Genomic DNA, 656 nt, shown 5'->3' on the forward strand with positions numbered 1-656 from the left:
ACTCGTTGTATAATTCACGTTGTTGTTTGGATCAACATCAGTATCGTACGGGCTGTAAAATTCGCTAAGTACATGCCGGTACGGATATAGTGGGACGACGCACTTCCCTTGGCATCGTCGCTGTCAGTTAGCGCATTTCATCGAGCAACCGGATAATGGTTAATTTATTTGTCATAATTTAATTTTTTGGTTGGGACAAGGTTAAGGAAAACATCGAATAAAAAGAATGTTTTTCTGATTTTCCATCATCACATCCCAAAAAAAGAACTTAGTCAGACCGGGTCAATCAGGATTTTTTTCCTATCATTGTGGTAGCCAATAAACAACGCCCATTTATGACAAGAATAAGCCTTCGGAATTTGCTATTTTTTCTATTGGCTTTGTTCGGTATGCAAGCGTGTTCCCAGCAACGGAAGCCCGACAATCAGCAGGAAGAGCCTCTTACTCGAAACACACCAGTCAATGACCAGCATACGCGTACGGTTAAGCCGGATACCGCAGCGCTGTTCCCAACCGAACGAGGCGCGTTCAAGAACTATGCATTTGTGATCAATGGTGAAGTGATCGATCAAGAAGCGCTATCCGACTATGCAGGAGCAACATTACATACCGTATTTTCTTATGACACCACGCTACAAGGGCGTAAGTACAGCGGA

The 656-nt window shown here is 43.4% G+C and carries 1 protein-coding gene; it reads left to right on the forward strand.

Annotated features, from left to right (window positions below; all coding sequences use genetic code 11):
• Positions 1-335: 335 nt before the first annotated feature.
• The coding region (locus U9S71_RS20825; RefSeq protein WP_326329789.1) for a hypothetical protein at positions 336-656 on the forward strand (321 nt) is incomplete at its 3' end.

This window comes from Parapedobacter flavus (assembly GCF_035818675.1).
GTDB lineage: Bacteria > Bacteroidota > Bacteroidia > Sphingobacteriales > Sphingobacteriaceae > Parapedobacter > Parapedobacter flavus.